Consider the following 2,221-nt stretch of genomic DNA (forward strand, 5'->3'; position numbering starts at 1 on the left):
GAACCAAATTTTCAATCACCCTACTCCCCTTTTACCTCGCGCCCCACCTACATTTTTTCTTTCTAGTTAACTCCGTTTACCTATACCAATATTTTCTTCACAACACGCTTGCGAATCGAGTCTCGTCGATATTGTCTCGCGCGTGTTCATGTGATCAATAAGGAAGAATTAATGTCTGTTCATTCAGAAAACAAAAATATGGAAGCTCAACAACTGAAATCTCGCTACTTTTTAACTTGGCGATGGCATTTTTACGCCGGATTATTTGTTGTCCCATTCTTACTCATGCTCAGCCTTACAGGCTTAGTCATGTTATTTGACCAGGAAATTGAAACTGCCCGTTATGGCGATATTATTAAGCTATCTCCCAAAACGATTCCGTATGAAACATCAACCAATACATTCTCTACAGCACCGCTTGCTAAGCTGTCGATCTCTGAACAGCTCAATATCATTCAGCAAGCATTCCCTACCCATTCGGTCACTCAATTTATTCCGGCAAAAACAGCGGATGTTGCCAACCGATTCTCTATAAAAGACACGGATGGTAAGGTTTTATTCGCCACGATTAATCCATACAACGGAGAAGTACTTGGCACCATTGATCGCAGCGACAGTTGGTATCAGTTAGCCAACGACATACATGGCACATTACTGATTGGGGATTGGGGAGACCATCTCATCGAAGTTGCTGCTAGCCTATGTATTTTGTTGTTAGTCTCCGGTATATACCTATGGCTTCCGTTCGATAACGCCTCCAAAGCGGGTTTTCTAAAAATTCGGACAAGTCACGGTCCACGCATTTTTATGCGCGATCTACACGCAAACCTTGGCGGAACTTTATCGTTCGTTTTTCTGTTTTTCATTCTTTCGGGTCTCGCGTGGGCTGGGGTATGGGGTGGAAAGATGGTACAAGCTTGGAGCACATTCCCTGCTCAGAAATGGGATGACGTGCCACTGTCAACACAGACGCATCAATCACTGAACCATCTGGCAGAAGAAGAGTTACCGTGGAACTTAGAACAAACGCCGCTGCCTGCCTCCAATCACGACCACAGCAAGATGGGAACAGATGATGCTTCTTCCACCACAGGACTGCAGAACATCGATCGTCTCGAAGCCACTATCCTCCAATTAGGATACACGCACTACAAACTTCATTTTCCTCGCGGGGAACAAGGGGTATTTACTGTGTCAGCCAATACCATGAGTGGTGACATTATCGACCCAACCCAAGATAGAACCACGCATATTGACCAGTATTCCGGAGAAATATTGGCCGATGTCAGCTGGGACGACTATGGAGTGATGGCCAAAATGATGGCAGCAGGTATAGCAATGCACCAGGGCGATATCAGCATCATCAATAAAGTCTTTAACGTTCTTTTTTGTGTCATGTTCATCGTTATTTCGGTAACTGGGGCGGTTATGTGGTGGATTAGGCGACCAAAAAATCGGGCTCATTTAGGTGTACCTCCAAGATTTACTCATCCTGGCACTTGGAAAACCGCAGTAGTAACACTTTCTCTGATATGCCTGGCGTTTCCCTTGGCAGGGATGACAATCGTACTCACGCTGCTGCTTGACTGGTTTCTTTTTAGTCGATTTAAGTCTTTCGCTGCTTTAAAGAACTAACGCTGTATTTCACAGGTTACCACACTTAAAACTCACCGCTGATTAACGAGAGATACTTATCAATATGGGAGCCATACAATCGTGTAATGCTCCCCAATTGGTATACTGCTCACTCAATCAATACTGAGGATAATGATGATATGTCGAAGACCGCAAAGATCCTTAATGAAGATAAGTTGGTAAAAAAGGCGTTAGACGTCGGTTTTAAGATGGCAAAACTGCAAGGGCTAAACTTGCCAAGCTCCTCACAACCCATCAAGATCAAAGCCGTGTATTTGTTCTTGGTTGAAGTTAACCAAATAACCCCTCTTCCTGCCGATAAGCTCGACGGAGCGAATATTAAAAAGCGGTTAGCACTGTGGCTGCATAAAGCCCTTCCAGACAACGACCCCTTAAAATAAACAGGGCTTAAACTTATCCCAAACCCTTAGCGTTGCTCTTTGCAACGCTATTAATATGCCTTCAGCCTCTACTCAGTTAATAGGAATGAAATGGATGTCTAACTATTCAGCAACGGTGCGCTGGGTTCGCGGAAAAGACGAACCCTTCAGTGATAATCGATACTGTCGAGCACATCAATGGGAGT

General features: G+C 44.4%; 2 protein-coding genes. Both read left to right on the top strand.

Going from position 1 to position 2,221, the window contains the following annotated elements; translation table 11 throughout:
* Positions 1-171 precede the first annotated feature (171 nt).
* Positions 172-1,635: a PepSY-associated TM helix domain-containing protein gene (locus ACP45E_RS20255; protein WP_017039055.1), complete on the top strand. Its 1,464-nt coding sequence runs from the start codon at positions 172-174 to the stop codon at positions 1,633-1,635.
* 140 nt (positions 1,636-1,775) lie between these two features.
* Complete coding sequence (locus ACP45E_RS20260) at positions 1,776-2,036, top strand: DUF5062 family protein (protein ID WP_026026777.1); 261 nt, start codon at positions 1,776-1,778, stop codon at positions 2,034-2,036.
* The last annotated feature ends 185 nt before the right edge of the window (positions 2,037-2,221 follow it).

The organism is Vibrio genomosp. F10 str. 9ZD137, from assembly GCF_049974785.1.
In the GTDB taxonomy this organism is placed as follows: Bacteria; Pseudomonadota; Gammaproteobacteria; order Enterobacterales; family Vibrionaceae; genus Vibrio.

Excerpts from the sequence above, each read along its gene's own strand:
- ACP45E_RS20255 (WP_017039055.1), top strand. The coding sequence starts at position 172 with ATGTCTGTTCATTCAGAAAACAAAAATATGGAAGCTCAACAACTGAAA.
- ACP45E_RS20260 (WP_026026777.1), top strand. The coding sequence starts at position 1,776 with ATGTCGAAGACCGCAAAGATCCTTAATGAAGATAAGTTGGTAAAAAAG.